The sequence below is a fragment of the Halorubrum sp. Hd13 genome, from assembly GCF_002252755.1.
GTDB lineage: Archaea > Halobacteriota > Halobacteria > Halobacteriales > Haloferacaceae > Halorubrum.
Genome location: NZ_NHOY01000051.1, coordinates 17,367 through 36,579, shown reverse-complemented (window position 1 = coordinate 36,579; position 19,213 = coordinate 17,367). Strand labels below are relative to the sequence as shown.

Here is a 19,213-nt window from a genome sequence, read left to right as displayed (position 1 = left end):
ATCGCGGATCGGAATAACTCCCGGGGCGACTCGCGGTCCGTTCGCGGTCGATCCCCTCGTCCGACCGTCGGCTATACGGCGCGTCCCGTCGAAGGGACCGCATGCGACTCACGGACGCCACCTGGACCGACGTGCGCGACGCCGACGTCGACGTCGCGTTCGTCCCCGTCGGCAGCACCGAACAGCACGGCCCCCACGCGCCCCTCGGGACCGACACGCTCGACGCCGTCGCGGTCGCGGAGGCCGGGGCGGCGGCGTACGAGGAGACGGAAGGCGAATCGGCGGACGGAGACGCGACGGAGGGGCCCGGCGATACCGCCGGCGAGGTCGCGGTCGCCCCGCCGATCCCCGTCGGCGTCGCCGAGGAGCACCGCGCCTTCGACGGGACGATGTGGGTCTCGCCGGACGCCTTTCGCGCGTACGTCCGCGAGGCGGCCGAATCGCTGCCGCACCACGGGATCGACCGGATCGTGTTCGTCAACGGCCACGGCGGCAACGTGGCGGCGCTCGCGGAGGTCGCCCGGCGATTCTCCCGGGACGACGCCCACGACGGCTACGCCGTCGCGTTCACGTGGTTCGAGGCGGTCGGCGAGCACGGGGCCGACATGGGCCACGCCGGCCCGCTGGAGACGGCGCTGCTGCGCGCGACGAACCCCGACCTCGTCCGCGAGGACCGCGTCGCGGCCGCGGGCGAGGGCGCCGCCGACCGCTGGGGCGAGTGGGTCTCGGGCGTGAACCTCGCGCACGACTCCGACGAATTCACCGAGAACGGCATCGTCGGCGACCCGACCGCCGGCGACGCCGAGCGCGGCGAGGAGCTCCTGAGCCTCGCGAGCGACGCGCTCGCGTCGCTCGCGGCGGCGGTCGTCGAGCGGGAGTCCGAGTGAAAACGGGGGACCCTACTCGTCGCCTTCCTCGGCGGCCTCCGCCGCGTCCTGCAGGGCCCCGCGGATCGCGGGGACGGTGCCGGTGAGCGAGGCGACCTCCTCGGCGGCGCTCTCGATGTCGCCGACGAGCGACTCCAGCTCCTCGATCTCGGCTTTCAGATCGTCGGCGTCCTCGAAGGCGTCGGCGCGCTCCCCGAGCACGTACGCCTTCTTCGCCGACCGGACGGAGCCGATCGCGTCGCCGACGTCTAGGGCGGATTTGAGCCCGTTGAGGGTGCCGAGCACGTTGTCCGCGTCCGTCTCCCACACGTCGTCCGCGTCGGGGAGCTCCGCCCGAGCGGCCGCGAGGTGCTCTTCGACCTCCGCGCGCGTCTCCGCGGCCGCCTCCCCGAACAGGTCGTCGTCGTCGAACGTGGACTGGGCCATACCCGTCACGTCGTCCCGACGCCTTTTAAAAACGCGCCCGAAAGCGGAAGTGAAATCGCGACGGACGGGACGTCAGGGTCGCGGTTCGGTGCGACGCGGCGTTCAGTTCCGCCTCGGGCGACGGCGGGGGCTCGGCGACGTCGCCGCGGCGATTCCGCCGCGACCGCCGCGCCCCGCTCAGAGCCGAACGAGGAGCTCGAACGCGATCAGCGCGAGCAACAGCGCCGTCGCGCCGGCGAGCAGGGCGAGCGCGCGGAGCCATCCGGCGACCCACTCCGCGCTCGGCGTCGCGGCGAGCAGCGCCGGCCGACCGGCGGGATCGGTCTCGGGGTCGGTCACGGTGTTGGCGTCGGCCGGAACCGACGTAAAACCGACTATGAGAGGGTCGTAGCGGTGGGATCGGCTCCGGACGGCTATATACCGAACCGGCCGGGAGGTCCTCCCGTCACCCGTGATTCCACGGCGCCTCGTCGAAGTCGACGACTCGATCCTCGCGGTCGAGAGCGTCGATCCGCTCGACGTCCACGGGATCGAGGTCGAGGTCGCGCGCCGCCCAGTTCGCCTCGACGTGATCGGCGCTCGCGGCCTTCGGGATCGGCGCGACCCGCTCTTTCGAGAGCAGCCAGGCGAGGCTCACCTGCGCCGGGCTCGCGTCGTGCTTCGCGGCGATATCTCGCAGGACGTCCACGTCGGCGACTCGGTTGCGCGCGATCGGCGAGTACGCGACGAGCCAGTGGCCGTGCTCGACCGCGAGCTCGCGAAGCTCCGGCTGGCGGAGCAGGGGGTGGCACTCGACCTGGTGGGCGAACACGTCGTGGTCGAGCCGGTCGATAGCCGCCTCGAGCTGGTCGGGACGGAAGTTCGAGAGCCCGATCCGGTCGGCGACGCCCTCGTCGACGAGGTCGTCGAGGGCGGGCAGCGTCTCGTCGGGGTCGTAGGTGTTGATCGGCCAGTGGACGTACAGGAGGTCGATCGAGTCGACGCCGAGCCGGTCCCGGCTCACCCGCGCGGTCGCGGTGGCGTCGTCGTACGAGAGGTTGTCCGTCGAGAGCTTCGTCGCGACGAACAGGTCGTCGCGATCGACGTCGGTGCGGTCGATCCCCGCCGACACCGACGCCTCGTTGTCGTACCCCTGCGCGGTGTCGACGTGGCGGTACCCCGTCTCGACCGCGTGGGCGACCCCGGCGACGCACTCCTCGCCGTCCGCCAGCTTGTACGTCCCGTACCCGAGCCGATCGAACGCGTCGGACATACCTGCCCGGGGGGCGCAATCCCTGTGAACGTACCGGTCCACCTCGTTCCCCTCGATCTCGGGTCGGCGTCGGGCCGCCCGTCGGTCGACGGGGTCTCCGACCGACTTCGCGCCGCAGGGTTCTCATGATTGATATTTTTGCCCAAGTTATTATCCTGATGCTTTCCCTGTGGATCGATACATCATGCAAGAGGGACCGTTCTCCGGCGTCCGGTCGAGCTACGGCGCGAAGCTCGCGTTGTCGCTGATCGGCGTCACGGGGATCTCAGTCACGTACGGGGCCGTCGTCTACCTCCGGACGGAGGGAATCGGCGCGGTCGGCGCGGAGATCCGCTCCGGCCTCATCGGGATGACGCTGCTGACGGTGATCGGGCTCGCGCTCATCGGCGTCACGGTCGGGTCGAACACGGTCATCTCGCTGCGCCAGCTCACGACGAAGGCGGAGCGGATGGCCGAGGGCGACCTCGACGTGACGCTCGAGACCGGCCGGACCGACGAGATCGGTCGGCTGTTCGAGGCGTTCGACGCCATGCGCGGCTCGCTCCGCGCCGAGATCGACGACGCGGAGACCGCCCGCCGGGAGGCCGAGGAGGCCCGCCGGGAGGCGACGCAGCGAGCCGAGACGGTCGAGCGCAAGGCGACCGAGTACGAGTCGGCCATGCGGGCGCTCGCCGACGGCGACCTGACCCAGCGCGTCGACACCGAGAGCGACAACGAGGCGATGGCTCGGGTCGGCGCCGCCTTCAACGAGATGGCCGACGAGCTGGAGGGGACGGTGGCGTCGGTCGCGACGGTCGCCGAGGACACCGCCGACGTCGCCGGCACCGTCGACGACCGCACGGAGAGCCTGCGGGCGACGACCGGGACCGTGAGCGAGGCGGTCGAGGAGATCGCCGAGGGGGCGCGCACCCAGCGCGACGACCTCCAGGCGGCGACCGACGAGGCGGAGAACCTCGCGTCGTCGGCCGAGGAGGTCGCCTCCACCGTCACCGACGTGGCCGAGACCGCGGAGCACGCCGCGGCGGTCGGCGAGGAGGGACGGGAGGCCGCGGAGGAGGCGCTCGCGGAGATGGACGCGGTCGAGGAGACGACCGCGGAGACGACCGCCGAGGTCGAGGCGCTCGCCGCGGAGGTCGAGGAGATCGGCGAGGTCGTCGACACCATCTCGGAGATCGCCGAGCAGACGAACCTGCTCGCGCTCAACGCGTCGATCGAGGCGGCCCGGTCCGGCGCGGAGGGCGCCGGCTTCGCGGTCGTCGCCGAGGAGGTGAAGGCGCTCGCCGAGGAGACGCAGGAGTCCGCGAGCGAGATCGAAGCGCGGATCCACTCCGTACAGGAGCGCGCGGAGACGGGCGCGAACGCGATGGAGCGCACCGAAGAGCGGATCTCCGCCGGCGTCGAGACCGTCGAGACGTCGATCGACGCGCTCGAACGGCTCGCGGAGGCCTCCGAGCGCACCGACACCAGCATGACCGAGATCACCCGCGCCACGGAGACGCAGGCCGACTCCGTGGACGCGGTCGTCGGCCACGTCGAGGACGTCTCCGCGATCAGCGCGCAGACCGCCGGCGCGGCCGGCGACGTCACCGGCGCGGTCGACGAGCAGGAGCGGACCCTCGGGGCGGTCGAGACCGCCGCCGAGTCGCTCTCCGACCGGGCCCGCAGCCTGCGCGACGCCGTCGGCGGCTTCGAGTTCACGGCCGACGACGCGCTCGGAGGGGGCCCGGAGCCCGCGACGGCGACGGCGGTCTCCGACGGCGGGACGGCGGGCGGCGGCGACCCCGGAACCGACGGCGGGGGAGACGACTCCGCCTTCGACTTCTCGTCCGGCGCGCCCGACGACGGCGCCGCCGGGGAGGGAGGTGACCCGAGATGATCGCCGACACGACGATATGGGCGTGGCTCGGCGTCCTCGCGATGGGCGCGGGCACGGTCCCGCCGCTGTGGGCGTGGCTCACGGGGTCGTCCGAGACCGGCGAGTCGCACGCGCGGTACTACGCCACTCTCACCGGCGTCACCGGGGTCGCGGCGCTCGCGTACCTCGCGATGGCGCTCGGCTTCGGCGTGCTGTCGACGCCCGGCGGCGACCTCGAGGTCGCCCGCTACGTCGACTGGCTGATAACGACGCCGCTGCTGATCCTGTACCTCGGGCTGCTCGCGCGGCCGTCGCGCCGGCTGCTCGCCGGGCTGATCGCGGTCGACGTGGTGATCATCGCCGGCGGGACCGCCGCGGTCGTCACCGCCGGCACGCTCTCGTGGGCCCTGTTCGGCGTCGCCGCGGCGGCGTACGCCGCGCTCGTTTACGGCCTGCTCGCCGCGCTCCCGCGCTCGGCGTCGGCCGAGGGGGACCGCGTCCGCGCCGTCTTCGGGACGCTCCGGAACATCACGGTCGTCCTCTGGACGCTGTACCCAGTCGTGTGGGTGCTCGCGCCCACCGGGCTCGGGCTCCTGACGGGCTCCACGGAGATGCTCGTGTTCGTCTACCTCGACGTCGTCTCGAAGGTCGGTTTCGTCGTCGTCGCGGTCGCCGGCGCGGACGCGCTCGATCGGCTCGGCGCGGGGAGCGGGCTCGACGCCGGCGTCCGCGGCCGCGGCCGCGACGCGCCCGGCACCGACACGGACGGCTCGTCGCCGTCGCTCGGCGACGACTGAACCGACTGAACCCCGATAGACCCCTTCCTCACTCCTCTTCGTCGGCGACGAGGTCCTCGTACTGCGCGCCGGTCTGTTTCAGCGTCTCCGTGGAGTAGAGCCGCTCGTGGTCGAACGGGAGGTGCTCGGCCGCCAGCTCGTCGATCTTCGCGTCGACCGCCTCGGCCTCGCGCCCGTGGATCATCGTGAACAGGTTGTACTCCCACTCCTGTTCGGGCCGGCGCGGGCGGTGGTAACAGAGCGTGACGTACGGGAGGCTGCCGACCGCCTCGCCGCGCTCGTCGAGCTCGTCGTCGGGCACGTCCCAGACGACCATGCAGTTGTTCGTGAACCCGGTGACGACGTGGTTGACGACGCAGCCGATCCGCTTGATACAGCCGTCCGCGAGGAGGCGATCGACCGCCGCGAGGACGTCGTCGAGGGGGGCGTCGATCTCGGCCGCCACGTCGGCGTAGGGGGTCGCCGACAGCGGGAAGCCGTCTTGGATCGCCAGGAGGAGATCGGCCTCCAGCGCGGTCAGGTCGCCCCGGGCGTCCTCCGAGATGCGGGTGGCGGAGACCGCCGTGTGGTCGAGCGACTCGCGCGCGAACCGGTCCCCGTTCACCACGGGGAACTCCAGGTCGATGTAGTAGTCTGTCAGCATCGGGAGGGCCAGCACCTCGCAGCCGGTCCGATCCTCGATCTCCGCGAGGATCGCGTCGCGCGTCTCGCGGGAGCCCGCGGTGACGACGAACCACTGGTTCCACTCGTGGTCGCGACGATAGTTGTGGTTCACCTGCCGGTAGCCGTTGATCACGTCGGCGATCTCGTCGAACCGCTCGTCGGGCGCCCGCACCGCCGCCAGCGTCGACGAGCCGATGACGGGCGGATTGAGCACCGCGCCGAACCGCCGGAACACCCCCCGCTCGCGGAGGTCGCGGACGCGGTCGAGCACCGCCGCGGCGTCGACGTCGACGCTCGTCTCGGCCGCGATCTCGCCGGCGACCCGTTCGAACGGGCGCGACTCGACGGGGAAGTCGCTCTGGAACTCGTCGATGAGCACGGCGTCGACCGAGTCGATGTCGGCCCGCCAATCGGCGTCCAAACTCATTGCGTTCCGTTGGGACCGCGCGTACCTACCGGTTTCGGAGGTGGTCAGCGGTTCCGGGAACCGTCGGTCGTCGCGGAGGAGTCAGTCGTCAGCGGGGGCCGCTCCGGGCGCCGGCGCGAACGCCCGGGCGCTCTCCTCCAACTCCGCCGCCGAGCAGCCGCCGACGGTGGCGGCCTGTTCGAGCGTCAGGGTGCGGGCGCGATACAGCGTGAGTGCGGTGGCCACGGATTTGGACGTCATCGGGAACAATTCTTTACTGGATGGACATACATATAACTCTAACGCTTACCTTGGTGTGTTACAAACTCTAGTGACGATAGAGTACTTAGAATGTACAGTGTAAGAAGAGAAAACACAACGATTGGTGGTTTAGTGTGTGTGATTCAGTACCACGGAACCGGAGAGAGACGGTCGCGTCGGCGGGCTCGTCGCTCGCGCGCACTCGCCGGGCCTGCACCCGCCGGGTCCGCTCTCGCCGGGCCTGCACTTGACGGGGCCGCTCTCGCCGGGTTCGATCTCGGCCGGTCGGTTCCCACCGCACGGGAGCCGAGCGAGGGACTTTTCGTCCGAGGACCCGAACGACGCGTATGGCTCAGGCGACTCAGGAGTTCGGCGACTGGCCCCTCAAGCGGCTGATGACCGAGGTCTGCGGCTCCGGCCACAAGTCGGCCGACGACCTGACGCGCGCACAGGCGACCGAGGCGTTCGAACGCATCCTCGCGGACGAGCCCGACCCGACGACGCTCGGGGCGTTCTGGCTCGCGAACCGCTGGAAGCGGAACACGCCCGAGGAACTTGGCGCGTACGTCGACGTGATGTGCGAGCGCGTCGAGTACGCCGAACCCGACGCCGACCCCGTCGACTGCGGCGCCAACTACGACGGCAAGGGGCGCTCCGCGATCCTCGGCGTCGCGGCCGGGGCGGTCGCGGCCGCCGCGGGCACCCCCGTCGTCGTCCACTCGGGCGACCGCGTCCCCACGCAGAAGCAGGACGCCTACAAGCACGTCTTGGAAGATCTCGGCGTCCACACCGAGTTGACCCCCGCGGACTCGGCCGACATGGTCGACGAGACCGGCTTCGGCTTCTACTACCAGCCCGCGTTCAACCCCGCGATCGACGACCTGTTTGACCGCCGGGACATGATGGGGGTCCGCACGTTCGTCAACACGATCGAGACGCTGGCGAACCCCGCCGGCGCGTCCGTCCACCTCGGCTCCTTCTACCACCTCGCGTTCGCGAAGAAGGTGGTCGACACGTTCGTCGAGAGCGAGTTCCACGACCTCGACCGCGTCCTGATGTTCCAGGGCATGGAGGGGTACGACGACGTGCGGCCCGGCTACACCAAGGTCGCCGAGTGGGACGCGGCCGACGGCGACGTGGCCGGCAGCGAGGGCGCGTCGTTCGACGACTTCGAGATCGAGACCGCCGAGTACGGGATGGACCTCGAAGAGGCGGACCTCGCGGTCGACGACGTCGCCGTCGACTCCGCGCGGATCACGGAGGAGGTACTGTCCGGCGAGCGCGACGACGCCTTCGCCGACGCGGTCGCGGTCAACGCCGCGCTCCGGATCTACGCCCGCGAGGACGCCGACTCGATCGAGGAGGGACTCGACGCCGCCCGCGGGGCCATTGACGACGGCTCCGCGCTAGCCGTGCTCGAAGACCTGCGAGCGTTCTGACCGCCCCCGTCTCCCGGCGACCGGCCGGAGTTTTGGGCGTAATTTGGGCCGGAGTTCGGAAAGCCCACTTAGGTGTTCGTGACCAACTCTCACACGCACAGAACACCATGATACACGACGCCACCTCACACGAGGGGAGCCCCTGCCATGCCCACGTGTGAACACTGCGACGCGCACGTCTCCGACCGGTTCGCCCGCGTGTTCTCGGACGCGCGCGGCCGGATCCACGCGTGCCCGAACTGCTCGGCCAACGCCGGTATCGCGGAGGTCACGAAACAACGGGCGCACGACGCCTGAACGGCCCGCTCTCCGTTCCGACTCCCTCCGCTTCGGCCCACTCTCCGCTTCGGCCCGCTCTCCGCTCCGGCCCTCGCCGTCCCCGCTGACGCCGCTTACCGCTCCGGAGCCGGCGGCATCGACCGCTTGTGAGCGCTGCGATCGTGGAGCTCGACGACGCGGTCGACGGCCTCGGCGGGCACGTCGAGCTCGCGGACCGTCGCCGCCCGGGAGAGCCCGCCGTCGACGTGGACGGCGAGGATCGCGTCGACGGTGTCGTAGTCGAGGCCAATCTCCTCCGCGTCGGTCTGGCCCTCCCACATCCCCGCGGTCGGCTCCTGCATCACGAGCTCGCGCGGGACGCCGACGTGCGCCGCCAGCTGCCGGACCTGCTGTTTGTAGAGGTTCCCGATCGGGTTGCAGTCGACCGCCTGGTCGCCGTACTTCGTGTAGTAGCCGGTCATCGCCTCCGCGCGGTTCCCCGTCCCGAGCACGACCCGGTTCTCCGCGTTGGCGACGAGGTAATTGAGGACCGCGCGGGTCCGGACGTACACGTTCCCGGCCGCCGTCTGATCGGCCGCGGCCTCCGGGAATGCGTCGAAGAAAGACTCCGCGATCGGCTGGATCTCGACCACGTCGTACTCGATCCCGAGCTCGTGGGCGACGCGCTCGGCGTCGGTCATCACGTCCGGGTCGTTCACCGCCGAGGGCATCGTGATCCCGTGGAGCCCGTCCTCGCCGAGGGCCTCGACGGCGAGGTAGGCGGTCAGCGTCGAATCGACTCCGCCCGAGAGGCCGAGGACGGCGCCCTCCGCGCCCGCGTCGTCGACGACGTCCCCGATGAACGCGACGACGCGCTCGCGGGTCGCCTCCAGCTCCGACTCCGAGAGACGGAGGTCGAGCGGCGGGTCGTCCGACAGCAACACCGACTGCTTCGAGGTCTGACTCATGGTAATAGACAGGGGCCGAGACGACTAATATCCCCGCTTCTCGCCCGTGAACTGGACGTTCGTCGGGTTTCGTCGCCTTCGCTCCGGGGCCGCACGCTCCCTCGTCGTCGTCGAAATTCGGTCTCCCCCTACAGCAGTCCCTCCCGCTCGGCGAGCAGCAGCCCCTCCAGCGTCGCGTCGTTCGTCGGCGGGTCGCGTGCGACCTCCAGCGCCTCCTCGATCGGGACCGCGCGCGGCGAGAGGAACTCGTTGCTGTCGTGGTCGACGTCGACCGGCTCCAGCCCCTCGGCGAACACGTACCCGCGCGTGTGCCGGAGCACGCCCGTCGAGCACCACACCTCCTGTAACAGCGACGTCGACGAGGGCTCGAAGCCGGTCTCCTCGGCGAGCTCGCGCGCCCCGGCCGCGGTGTACGACTCGCCGCGCTCGACGATCCCGGCGGGCAGCTCCAGCTGGGTGTTCCGCACGGTCGGGCGGTACTGCTCGACGAACAGCACGTCGCCGTCGGCGACCGCGATCACGACCGTCGCCGGCGACAGCTCCGCCCAGTAGTACTTCTTCTCCGAGCCGTCCGGCTGCTCGACGCGGTCGTACCCCCCGACGAACCAGCCGGGGTCGTACTCGACGGCGACCTCCCGTACCGGCCACTCCGGCTCGCCCGGCAGCGAGTGGTTGCGACCGTCGGAAAAGGCCGGGAGGTCGCGGAGGTCGGCGGCGGGCGCGTCGTCGCGGCCCGAGTCGTTGCGGCGGGGCGCGTCGCCCTCGTCGCTCGCGCGCTCACCGTCGTCGCTCACGGGCGAACCACCTCCACGCGATAAACCGTCCCCTCGTACCGCACGCGGACCGCGTCGCCGGTCGCGGCCTCTGGGGTCTGTCGCGCGAGCGCGTCCACCTCGTCGAACGGCGTGTGGGTGAACCACTTCTTGATCCCGTACGCGTCGGCCCGGTACGGGTCGGAGCGACCGTCGTCGCTCGCGAGCGCGCTCGTCAGGAACGGCCACCGGCGCTCCGAGACGTTGTTCGCGTCCACGGCCGGCCCGTCGGTCTCGATCGGCTCGGCGGTCAGGTAGTAGGGATCGCCGCTGCCGAGGTAGCTCGGCAGGGCCCCCAACGCGAGCAGGGCGACGATGACCAGCGCAATGGCGACGAGGAGGTTCCGGGTGACCCGGCGCATGGTCGACGTTGGCGCCGGCCGGGAATACCGGTTTCGACCGCGGCGGCGCGGTCCCGTTTCCCCGCCGCTCCCGTCGCGGTCCCGCCTTCCCGTTGCGGTCCCGTCTCCCCTGCCGCTCGCCGTGGTCGAACCCTGCCCGCGCCGACGCGCTTTACTCGCCGGCGCCCCTCACCTCTTTCATGGAGTTCCGGTTCGAGCTGGCCCTGTGCGCCGCGCTCGAATCGACGGACCAGGTCGTCGCCCGCCAGCTCGGCGCGGGGGTCACGAACCCCGGCGGCCGGATCGTCGACGTCTGCGTGCTGGAACCCGGACCGGAGTTCGATCGGCGGGCGGCGATCGCGCCCGAGCGGATCCCGGACCCCGCGATCGAGGCGGCGGTCGGGCCCGGGGAGGCGGTCCCCGTGACCGAGGCGTTCGACCTCCCGCCGGACCGGGCGGCGGCGGTCGTCGAACGCGCGGCCGAGGTCGGCTACCTCGAACGCGAGCGCCGCGACGGGCGCCCGGTCGTGCGCGCGACCGCCAGATACCCCGACGACTGGATCGGCTCCCTGACCGCGATCGAGAACAAGCCCGACCTCGGGACGCCGGGCGATCTGGCGGCCCAACTGCGGTACGACGTCGCGCTCGGCCTGTTCGACGAGGCGATTCTCGCCACCGCCTCGTACGTCACCCGCGCGCACTTGAACCGGATCCCCGACCCGGTCGGCGTCTGGCGGTTCGACCCGGAGACGGGCGAGCGCGAGGTGGTCCGCGAGCCGTCCCCCCTCGACCCCGATGCGCCCGGCGTCGAGATCCGCGACGAGCGGTCGCTCCGGACCGACGTGGCGCTCGCCGGCCCGGACGCGTTGGCCCGCAAGCGGCGCCGGATCGCGGAGCGCGCGTACGGAAAGGGGTGGCGTCCGGCGCCCCCGGGATGCGCGCACGCGACGGGGACCGCCGACGGCCGCCCGTACTGCGAGCGGTTCGACCGAGTGGTGGACCCGGGTCGCGACTGCGGCGCGGGCTGTGACGCGTACGACCCCGCCGACCCGCCGGCGGTCGACCGCGACGGGCTCCGCGACGAACGGACCGCGTGGGCGGCCGACCCCGGGGGCGACGGGCCGCGCAGACAGTCGGGGCTCTCGCGGTTCCTGTAGCCGTCGCGGACGATCGTTGTGGGAATCCTTATACCCCGAGCGACGGACTCACACGTATGGACGACATCGAAGACGTGTTCGTCGCGCGGTTGATGACGAGCGAGCTCCACACGGTAACGCCGGACACGCTGGTCGAGGACGCGGCCGCCGTGCTGCTCGACAACGACATCAGCTCGGCGCTGGTCGTCGACGACGACGGCGCCCTAGTCGGCATCCTCACCACGACCGACTTCGTCGACATCGTCGCGAAGAGCCAGCCGAAGGCGGAGACGACCGTCGAGCGGTACATGACGCGCGATCCCATCACGGCGAGCGCGCAGGACTCCGTCTCCGTGATCGCCGCGGTCATGGTCGAGCACGGGTTCCACCACGTGCCCGTCGTCGACGGCGACACGCCCATCGGGATCATCACGACCTCCGACTTCGCCGCGTACGTCTCCTCGCCGGAGACGGCGTCTCCGTAGGCCGCTTCCCCTCCGCACGGTCGTCCCGCCCCGTCGGGCTCACCGCCGCCGCTCCCCGCGTCCGCGACGCCGACAAGTGACGCCCCTTTCTGTGGGGTATTACCGGGGCCTCCCGTATCCGCGTCCATGCCCGACCACCTGCATCTCAACCTCTTTACCATGGCCTCCGTCGAGCACGTCTCGCCGGGGTCGTGGACCTTCCCCGGCGACCGGTCGCCGGAGTACGCGGACCGGGAGTACTGGACCGAGGTCGCCCGGACCGCCGAGCGCGGCGGGTTCGACGCGGTGTTCTTCGCGGACGTGCGCGGGATCTACGACGTGTACGGCGACGACCGGCACACGGCCGTCGAGAAGGGGGTCCAGACGCCCGCGAGCGACCCGCAGCTCGTCGTCCCCGCGATGGCGGAGGTCACCGACGACCTCGGGTTCGCCGTGACGCGGTCGACGACGTACACCCATCCCTACCAGCTCGCGCGGGAGTTCTCCACGCTCGATCACCTCACCGACGGGCGGATCGCGATCAACGTCGTCACCTCCTACCTCCAGTCGGCCGCCGAAAACCTCGGGCTCTCGGAGCGGATGGACAAGCAGACGCGTTACGACCGCGCCGACGAGTTCCTCGACGTCTGCTACAAGCTGTGGGAGGAGTCGTGGGACGACGACGCGGTCGAGGTCGACCGCGAGGCCGGGCGCTACACCGACCCCGAGAAGGTGTCTGCGATCGCCCACGAGGGGGAGCACTTCTCCGTGCCCGGCCCCCACGGCTGCGAGCCCTCGCCGCAGCGGACCCCGGTCGTGTATCAGGCCGGCTCCTCCGACCGTGGCCGGGAGTTCGCGGCCGCGAACGCCGAGGCCGTCTTCGCCAGCCAGCCGACCGAGGAGGGCGTTCGCGAGTATATGGCCGACGTGAAATCGCGCGCGGCCGACCACGGCCGCGACCCCGAGAGCCTGAAGTTCTTCATCGGCGTCGTCCCTGTCGTCGGCGAGACGCAGGCGATAGCGGAGGCGAAGCACGAGGAGTACACGCGCCACGTCGACGTCGAGGCGACGCTCGCGCTCCTCTCCGGCTTCCTCGACATGGACCTTTCGGAGCTCGACCCCGACCAGAAGGTCGAGCACATCGAGACGGACGCGATACAGGGGACGATGAACGCGTTCACGAAGGCGCAGCCGGACCGCGAGTGGACGGTCCGCGAGGTCGCGGAGTTCTGCGGGCTCGGCACCACTTCACCGACGATCGTCGGTACCCCCGAGGTGGTCGCCGACGAGTTGGCGTACTGGCACGAGGAGGTCGGCGTCCACGGATTCAACGTCAAAGAGGTCGTCCGCCCCGACTCGCTGACGGACTTCGTTGACCTCGTCGTCCCGGAGCTCCGCGAGCGCGGACTCGTTCCGGACCCGGACGACGCCGGCGACGCTCCCCGCGGCGACGGCACCCTCCGCGAGCGGCTGCTCGGCGAGGGGCAGTCCCGGCTCCGCGACGACCATCCGGCGAGGCGGTAGGTCGCTCGTGTCGGCCGATTCTCCTGTCGACTTCACTGGATCCGAATCCGATAGCCCTGCCGCCCCCGCTACCCTTAAGTGCGTTCCACTGCTTATCTCGGTTGACGCTTCGCTTGGAGGGCCGAAGCGTCAGCGGGGACCTACTGAACGGCACGCCTGTGCCACCTTTTCCCGGCACGGGCGTGCCGTTCGTCCTTTCGTATCGATGAGCGACGGCCTCATGTCGGCGAGCGACGGCCTCATGTCGGCGAGCGAAGACCGTCTTCCGCGGCCGCGCCCCCGGCGCGTGCGAGCGTCGCCGACTCCGCGCCCGTTTTTCAGCGGTCCTCCCCTGATATTCTCAGCGGTCCTCCCCCGACGCTCTCAGAGATTTTCCCCCTGATACGACCCCTCGTACGCTCCGTCGTGATCGGCGGCGGCGAGAACCAACTGGGCGATCCGCGCGCCGGGCTCGATCTCGAGAGCGTGGCCCACGTCGAGGCGGCCCTCGCCGACGCCCTCGTAGCCGGCGTCCCAGACGGCGGTGTCGAGGGTACAGGAGTTTCGCAGCAGCGTCGACCGCGGGAGCACGAACCCGACCCGCTCGCTCGGTATCCGCACCGGCTCCCCGTACCGGACCACGTACGTTCCCGGCTCCAGCCGGTAGACGCCGTCTTCGAGCGGTACCGGCTCACGCTCGCCGACGCGTTTCCCGTCGCGGCCGATCCGTCCGGGCGCCGTCTGCTGGAAGACCTCTCCGACCGTGAGGTCGACGCCGTTCGGCTGTCGCTGCGCGTCGTCGAGGTCGGCGTCGCCGGCTTCCAGCGCCGCCGCGACCGTCGCTCCCGAGTCGAACATGCCCGACCGAATCCGCGGGCGAGACTAAACGGTGTCGCACCCGGTCGCGACGCGGCCCGGCCCAGTCGCCGCCGACGTGGGATCCAGATAGTTCGGCCGATAACGGCCTTTATGAGCCTTATAAACTGGTTACGGATACCGCTCTCACGGGGAACGGTATCCCGCCGATCTCCCGCCAAGAATTGCCGGTCAGACGGATCCTACACGGTCGATCTTTCGGGAAACTCGCGGGTTTTATATCCACGGGAGAGCGACGTGCGGATGATATGGGACAAACGATTACGGAGAAGATCCTCGGTGACCACCTCGTCGAGGGCGAGCTGACGCCCGGCGAGGAGATCGGCATCGAGATCGACCAAGTGCTGACGCAGGACACGACGGGGACGATGGTGTGGCTCCAGTTCGAGGCGCTGGAGATGGACGAGATCCAGACGGAGCTCGCCGCGCAGTACTGCGATCACCAGACGTACCAGTTCGACTTCAAGAACACCGACGACCACCGGTTCCTCCGCTCCGCGGCCGGCACGTACGGGGCCTACTTCTCGCGGCCCGGCAACGGCATCTGCCACCAGGTCCACAAGGAGAACTTCGCGGCGCCCGGCAAGACGCTGCTCGGCTCCGACTCGCACACGCCGACCCCCGGCGGGCTCGGCCAGCTCGCGATCGGCGCCGGCGGGCTCGACATCGCCGTCGCGATGGGCGGCGGCCCCTACTACGTCGAGATGCCCGAGGTCGTCAACGTCCACCTCGAGGGCGAGCTCCCCGAGTGGGCGACCGCGAAGGACATCGCGCTCCACCTCCTCGGCGATCTGACGGTCAAGGGCGGCGTCGGCAAGATCTTCGAGTACACCGGCCCTGGCGCCGAGAACCTCTCGATCCCCGAGCGGACCACGATCACCAACCTCGGCACCGAGCTCGGCGCCACCTCCTCCATTTTCGCGACCGACGAGAAGACGAAAGACTGGCTCTCCCGTCAGGACCGCGAAGAGGAGTACGTCGACCTCCAGCCCGACGACGACGCGGAGTACGCGGAGACGATCGAGGTCGACCTCTCCGACCTCGAACCGCTCGTCGCCGCCCCGTCGATGCCCGACAACGTCGCCCCCGTCAGCGAGTACGAGGGCACCGACGTCGAGCAGGTCATCATCGGCTCCTGTACCAACGGCGCCTACGAGGACATCCTCCCCAGCGCGAAGATGCTGGAGGGACGCGAGGTGTCCAAGAGCACCGAGATGATCGTCGCGCCCGGCTCCAAGCAGGCGTCCGAGATGCTGGCCCGCGAGGGCTGGACCGCGGAGATGATGGCGGCCGGCGTCAACTTCTCCGAGGCGACCTGCGGCGCGTGTATCGGCATCGGTCACGTGCCCGCCTCCGACTCCGTCTCGCTGCGCACCTTCAACCGCAACTTCGAGGGCCGCTCGGGCATCGAGGACGACTCCGTCTTCCTCTGCTCGCCCGAGGTCGCCACCGCGGCGGCCATCACCGGCGAGATCGTCGACCCGCGCGACCTCGCGGACGACCTCGGCGACCTCGAGGAGCCCGGCCTGGAAATGGGAACGAAGTACGGCCCCGGCATGGGTGAGTCCGACTCCGACATCATCTCGCCCGACGAGGCGATCGACGACGGTCTCGTCAAGGGCCCGAACATCGGCGACGTGCCGCTCAAGGACGGGATCGACGTGGACGGCGGTGAGGCGCTCCTCAAGATGGAGGACAACATCACCACCGACCACATCATCCCGGCGACGGCGGACATCCTGAAGTTCCGCTCGAACATCGAGAAGCTCTCCGAGTTCACGCTCTCGCGCGTCGACGACACGTTCGCGCAGCGCGCGCTCGACGCCGACGGGGGCGTCCTCGTCGCCGGCGAGAACTACGGGCAGGGCTCTTCCCGCGAGCACGCCGCCCTCTGTCCGATGTACCTCGGCATCGAGGCGGTCTTCGCGCAGAGCTTCGCCCGTATCCACAAGGCGAACCTGTTCAACTTCGGCATCGTCCCGCTGGCGATCGACGCGGAGACGTACGAGGAGATCGAGCAGGGCGACGACCTCGAGATCGTCGACGACGTGCCCGCGGGCGTCTCCTCCGGGCAGGAGGAGTTCACCGTGAGCGTCAACGGCGAGTGGGAGTTCACCGCCGACCTCGACGCCTCCGAGCGCGAGCGCGACATCCTCGCCGCCGGCGGCAAGCTCTCGTGGGTCAAACAGCAGCACGTCGACGACGGCTCCGGCGCGGCGCCGGCCGACGACTGAGGCGACCGCCGACGCCGATCGTCCCAGCTTACTCCGTTTTTAATCGTCGCCGGCGGCGACGCCGAGGTCATCGCTCTTCCCGACCCACGCGCCCCGCGTGAAGTCGACCGCGTCGTTCCACTTCGCGACGATCGTGGTGACCGCCAGATCGCCGCTGATGTTGGTCATCGTCCGCAGCCGATCCAGGATCGGGTCGACGCCGGCGACGAACCCGACGACTTCGAGCGGCAGTCCGAGCTGCGTCAACACGAGCGTCAACATGATGAGCCCGGTCCCCGGCACGCCCGCCGCCCCGACGCTCGCCAGCACCGCCACGAGGACGACGGTCACCTGTTCGGCGATGGACAGTTGTACGCCGACGAGATTCGCGGCGAAGACCGCGGCCACGCCCTGGTAGAGGGCGGTGCCGTCCATGTTGATCGTCGCGCCAAGCGGCAACGAGAAGCTGTAGACCCCTTCGTCGATGTGGAAGTTGTCCTCGGCGTTCGCCATCGTCACCGGAAGCGTCCCACTCGACGAGCGGATCGACAGCGCGGTGATCAGCGCGTCGCGTCCCCCGGCGAGAAAGGCTGTTGGCGACTGTCCGGCGAGCAGCCGCACGATGACCCCGAGGTGGACGACCGCGATGTGCGCGGCGACGGCGATCGCTAGTGTGGCGATAAGCAGGGCGAACGGGACGATCGCGTCGACGCCGGCTTCCCCGAACACCGCCGCCATCAACGCGAACACGCCGATCACGCCGTACTCCATCACGCCCCAGACAACCTTGAACATCGCCTCTGCGCCCGCCTCAGCCAAGTTGTAGAACGATTCGACGCCCTCGCGGATGTCGGCCGAGTCGGTGGACTGCTCGACGAGCGCCAGCGCGAGTCCGAACACGATGACGAAGAAGATCGTCGGGAGAATGTCCCCGGCCGCCATCGCGCCGATCGGGTTCTCGGGAACGATCCCGAGGAGCACCTCGACGATGTCGGGCGCCTCTGCGGTCTGTGCTTCCGCGTCGCCCAGTTCGAGGTTGGCTCCCGGATCGATGAGGTTCGCGACTAGCAGTCCGAACCCGACCGCCGCGGCCGAGGTGAGCGCGTACAACCCGACCACCTGCCCGCCGATCTTCCCGAGGTTGCTCGGCGAGAGCCGCCGCGCCCCCATCAGCAGCGTGAACACGACGATCGGGACGATCAGCATGCTCAGCAGGTTCACGAACAGGTCGCCGAGCGGCTGGAGCACCGTCGCCGGCTGCCCCACGACGAGCCCGAACACCGAACCGAGCACGAACGCCAGTCCGATGCGATACACGATCGGTACCTCGCGGTACCGCCGCCAGGACTGCATCAGCGCGTTTGCCATACGGCGAGCGTGTTTCTGGAGGACCCACAAGTAAATATTGCCAGACCCGCAGGCTCGCCGGGACCTGTGACACGAGGCGGCGGGAGTCAGGAGTCAGAGCCTTCGCGGTCCGGACGAGGCCGTCGCTCGGGGGGCGCGGAGAGAGAATCGCTCGGCGCCGGTCGGCTCGCCGAGGTCCGCCTCGTTAGCGGGCCGCGGCGGCGACGCGCTCGCGCTCCTCTTTCTGCGAGATGGAGTAGGAGCGGTCGGCGTCGTAGTCGGCAGCGGTCGTAAGCTCGTTGGCGAGCGCCTCGGCGGCGGCGGTGCTCGACTTGTACGTCGCGCTGGCGACGCCGTCAGAGATGAACAGCAGCGCTTGGTCGACGCGGCGCTGGGGCGCGACGTCGACCGCCTTGGGGACGGAGATGCCGCCGTACTTCAGGCGGACGGTCTCCTCCCGCGGCGCGGCGTTCTCGACCGCGCGAACGAGGACCTGCACCGGGTTCTCCTCGGTCCGTTCGTGGACGATGTCGAAGGCGTCGCGGACGATCCGCGTCGCCTGCTGCTTCTTGCCCGTGTTCTCGTCGGTCTGCATCAGGCGGTTGATCAGCCGCTCGACCAGGGAGATCTCGGACTTCTTGAACTGCTTCGACGCGTGGCGCCCCATCGTGTGGGCGATGGGCGTCACGGTCATGTAGCGTTTCGTCGAGGGGTCCTCGTAGGCGATCTCGGTGACGTCCCAGACGCCGAACAGCTTGGCGTTCTCGTTGGCGGCCTCGCTGGACGCGGGCGCGTCCGGATCCGGTTCGTCGGCGGCGACGTCCTCGTCGGACGGCGCCTCGGTCTCCTCGCCGCTCATCTGACGGGCTTCTCCGCGTTTCCGCGAACCAGTTCGATCATGGAGACGCCGTTGACCTTCTCGACTTTGTAGTTGACACCGGAGAGGTCGCCCATCGCGCGACCCTTAGCCCCGCCGATCCCGGCGATCGTGACCTCGTCGTGCTCGTCGATGAACGAGATGGCGCCGTCACCGGGACAGAACGCGGTGACCTGCTTCCCGTTCTTGATGAGCTGGACGCGGACGCACTTTCGGATCGCCGAGTTCGGCTGCTTTGCTTCGATTCCGACCTTCTCCAGGACGATCCCGCGAGCCTGTGGGGCGCCCTCGAGGGGGTCGGACTTCTTCTTGAGCCCGCGCTCTCGCCGAGCGTACTCGGAGTCGGACCAGCGGCGCTTCTGCCGGTCCTGTTTGAGCTTACGGGCCGCGTATTTGCCGTTCGCCATCGTACGTCTACTTCCGAACGGAGCT

Annotated in this window: 21 protein-coding genes; 9 read left to right on the top strand and 12 right to left on the bottom strand. The window is 70.1% G+C overall.

Features of this window, described 5'->3' with window-relative positions:
• Positions 1-101 precede the first annotated feature (101 nt).
• On the top strand, positions 102-887 hold the full coding sequence (locus DJ81_RS07025) for a creatininase family protein (RefSeq protein WP_094522304.1): 786 nt from the start codon (positions 102-104) through the stop codon (positions 885-887).
• 12 nt (positions 888-899) lie between these two features.
• On the opposite strand, the gene DJ81_RS07020 is transcribed toward DJ81_RS07025, so the two are convergent.
• The 3 genes from DJ81_RS07020 to DJ81_RS07015 form a co-directional block, all read right to left on the bottom strand.
• Entirely contained in the window at positions 900-1,313 is a 414-nt protein-coding gene (locus DJ81_RS07020; RefSeq protein ID WP_094522303.1) for a DUF5790 family protein, read from the bottom strand.
• Positions 1,314-1,490: 177 nt separating this feature from the next.
• The gene (locus tag DJ81_RS19155; protein WP_170938268.1) at positions 1,491-1,652 is read right to left on the bottom strand and encodes a hypothetical protein; all 162 of its coding nucleotides are present in this window, start codon (positions 1,650-1,652) and stop codon (positions 1,491-1,493) included.
• 106 nt (positions 1,653-1,758) lie between these two features.
• Positions 1,759-2,565, bottom strand: coding sequence for an aldo/keto reductase (locus DJ81_RS07015; protein ID WP_094522302.1), 807 nt, complete (start codon positions 2,563-2,565; stop codon positions 1,759-1,761).
• A 184-nt stretch (positions 2,566-2,749) separates the two neighbouring features.
• On the opposite strand from DJ81_RS07015, the gene DJ81_RS07010 reads away from it, so the two are divergent.
• The gene (locus tag DJ81_RS07010) at positions 2,750-4,441 is read left to right on the top strand and encodes a methyl-accepting chemotaxis protein (protein ID WP_094527632.1); all 1,692 of its coding nucleotides are present in this window, start codon (positions 2,750-2,752) and stop codon (positions 4,439-4,441) included.
• The gene (locus DJ81_RS07005; protein WP_094527626.1) at positions 4,438-5,217 is read left to right on the top strand and encodes a bacteriorhodopsin; all 780 of its coding nucleotides are present in this window, start codon (positions 4,438-4,440) and stop codon (positions 5,215-5,217) included. Before DJ81_RS07010 ends, DJ81_RS07005 begins: the two co-directional genes overlap by 4 nt.
• A 28-nt stretch (positions 5,218-5,245) precedes the next feature.
• Here the strand turns inward: DJ81_RS07005 and DJ81_RS07000 are convergent, their stop codons facing one another.
• On the bottom strand, positions 5,246-6,307 hold the full coding sequence (locus DJ81_RS07000) for an Lrp/AsnC family transcriptional regulator (protein ID WP_094589102.1): 1,062 nt from the start codon (positions 6,305-6,307) through the stop codon (positions 5,246-5,248).
• An 81-nt stretch (positions 6,308-6,388) separates the two neighbouring features.
• The gene (locus DJ81_RS19150; protein WP_170938267.1) at positions 6,389-6,547 is read right to left on the bottom strand and encodes a hypothetical protein; all 159 of its coding nucleotides are present in this window, start codon (positions 6,545-6,547) and stop codon (positions 6,389-6,391) included.
• A gap of 347 nt (positions 6,548-6,894) precedes the next feature.
• Here DJ81_RS19150 and DJ81_RS06995 point away from each other — a divergent pair, with 347 nt between their 5' ends.
• Both DJ81_RS06995 and DJ81_RS19145 read left to right on the top strand, forming a co-directional pair.
• Positions 6,895-7,986, top strand: coding sequence for an anthranilate phosphoribosyltransferase (locus tag DJ81_RS06995; protein ID WP_094589100.1), 1,092 nt, complete (start codon positions 6,895-6,897; stop codon positions 7,984-7,986).
• A gap of 147 nt (positions 7,987-8,133) precedes the next feature.
• The gene (locus DJ81_RS19145; RefSeq protein WP_170938266.1) at positions 8,134-8,283 is read left to right on the top strand and encodes a hypothetical protein; all 150 of its coding nucleotides are present in this window, start codon (positions 8,134-8,136) and stop codon (positions 8,281-8,283) included.
• Between the two features lie 95 nt (positions 8,284-8,378).
• Here the strand turns inward: DJ81_RS19145 and DJ81_RS06990 are convergent, their stop codons facing one another.
• The 3 genes from DJ81_RS06990 to DJ81_RS06980 form a co-directional block, all read right to left on the bottom strand.
• The gene (locus tag DJ81_RS06990) at positions 8,379-9,212 is read right to left on the bottom strand and encodes an NAD+ synthase (protein WP_094522298.1); all 834 of its coding nucleotides are present in this window, start codon (positions 9,210-9,212) and stop codon (positions 8,379-8,381) included.
• A gap of 128 nt (positions 9,213-9,340) precedes the next feature.
• Positions 9,341-10,006, bottom strand: coding sequence for an NUDIX hydrolase (locus DJ81_RS06985; RefSeq protein WP_394338290.1), 666 nt, complete (start codon positions 10,004-10,006; stop codon positions 9,341-9,343).
• Positions 10,003-10,386, bottom strand: coding sequence for a hypothetical protein (locus tag DJ81_RS06980; protein ID WP_094522297.1), 384 nt, complete (start codon positions 10,384-10,386; stop codon positions 10,003-10,005). The genes DJ81_RS06985 and DJ81_RS06980 overlap by 4 nt, the downstream gene beginning before the upstream one ends.
• Before the next feature lie 179 nt (positions 10,387-10,565).
• Between DJ81_RS06980 and DJ81_RS06975 the strand changes: the two genes are divergently transcribed.
• The 3 genes from DJ81_RS06975 (at position 10,566) to DJ81_RS06965 (ending at position 13,489) form a co-directional block, all read left to right on the top strand.
• Positions 10,566-11,522, top strand: a complete 957-nt coding sequence (locus DJ81_RS06975; RefSeq protein ID WP_094589098.1) for a DUF5787 family protein — start codon at positions 10,566-10,568, stop codon at positions 11,520-11,522.
• 56 nt (positions 11,523-11,578) lie between these two features.
• Complete coding sequence (locus DJ81_RS06970) at positions 11,579-11,986, top strand: cyclic nucleotide-binding/CBS domain-containing protein (RefSeq protein ID WP_094589096.1); 408 nt, start codon at positions 11,579-11,581, stop codon at positions 11,984-11,986.
• A 126-nt stretch (positions 11,987-12,112) separates the two neighbouring features.
• Positions 12,113-13,489, top strand: coding sequence for an LLM class flavin-dependent oxidoreductase (locus DJ81_RS06965; protein ID WP_094527136.1), 1,377 nt, complete (start codon positions 12,113-12,115; stop codon positions 13,487-13,489).
• Positions 13,490-13,852: 363 nt separating this feature from the next.
• Here the strand turns inward: DJ81_RS06965 and DJ81_RS06960 are convergent, their stop codons facing one another.
• On the bottom strand, positions 13,853-14,326 hold the full coding sequence (locus DJ81_RS06960) for a deoxyuridine 5'-triphosphate nucleotidohydrolase (RefSeq protein ID WP_094581882.1): 474 nt from the start codon (positions 14,324-14,326) through the stop codon (positions 13,853-13,855).
• A 266-nt stretch (positions 14,327-14,592) separates the two neighbouring features.
• On the opposite strand from DJ81_RS06960, the gene DJ81_RS06955 reads away from it, so the two are divergent.
• Complete coding sequence (locus tag DJ81_RS06955; protein ID WP_094581883.1) at positions 14,593-16,578, top strand: aconitate hydratase; 1,986 nt, start codon at positions 14,593-14,595, stop codon at positions 16,576-16,578.
• Between the two features lie 39 nt (positions 16,579-16,617).
• Here the strand turns inward: DJ81_RS06955 and DJ81_RS06950 are convergent, their stop codons facing one another.
• The 3 genes from DJ81_RS06950 to DJ81_RS06940 form a co-directional block, all read right to left on the bottom strand.
• Positions 16,618-17,925, bottom strand: coding sequence for a dicarboxylate/amino acid:cation symporter (locus DJ81_RS06950; RefSeq protein WP_170938265.1), 1,308 nt, complete (start codon positions 17,923-17,925; stop codon positions 16,618-16,620).
• Positions 17,926-18,109: 184 nt separating this feature from the next.
• Entirely contained in the window at positions 18,110-18,763 is a 654-nt protein-coding gene (locus DJ81_RS06945; RefSeq protein ID WP_094522290.1) for a 30S ribosomal protein S7, read from the bottom strand.
• A complete protein-coding gene (locus tag DJ81_RS06940) occupies positions 18,760-19,188 on the bottom strand; it encodes a 30S ribosomal protein S12 (protein WP_004048726.1) in 429 nt (142 codons plus the stop codon). The genes DJ81_RS06945 and DJ81_RS06940 overlap by 4 nt, the downstream gene beginning before the upstream one ends.
• Positions 19,189-19,213 lie beyond the last annotated feature (25 nt).